Genomic DNA, 259 nt, shown 5'->3' with positions numbered 1-259 from the left:
CAATAAAGCTGGCACTCGTCGGGTTCACACCAAGCGTGAGAGTGCCACTCAAAGGCGTTAAAGACCTCGTTGTCAGCTCTGTTAGGCGAAGGGTGTCCTCTAGAATCTGACGTGGTTTTTCGCGATCCTCTTCACCAATTGCGGTACACATTAGGCGGCGGTTTACACGCTCAATCAGTTGGCACCCTAAGGTTTCTTCTAAGTTTTGAATTGCACTACTTAAGGTGGATTGACCGATAACACAGGCGCTTGCTGCGCG

The 259-nt window shown here is 50.2% G+C and carries 1 protein-coding gene; it reads right to left on the bottom strand.

The features are described 5' to 3' along the window. A partial coding sequence (locus CWB80_RS22360) for a LysR family transcriptional regulator (RefSeq protein ID WP_138686329.1) occupies positions 1–259 on the bottom strand: 259 nt, incomplete at both ends.

The organism is Pseudoalteromonas sp. S1650, assembly GCF_005887195.1.
In the GTDB taxonomy this organism is placed as follows: Bacteria; Pseudomonadota; Gammaproteobacteria; order Enterobacterales; family Alteromonadaceae; genus Pseudoalteromonas; species Pseudoalteromonas simplex.
The sequence above is the reverse complement of the archived record's forward strand: the minus strand, read 5'-3'. Positions and strand labels throughout refer to the sequence as shown.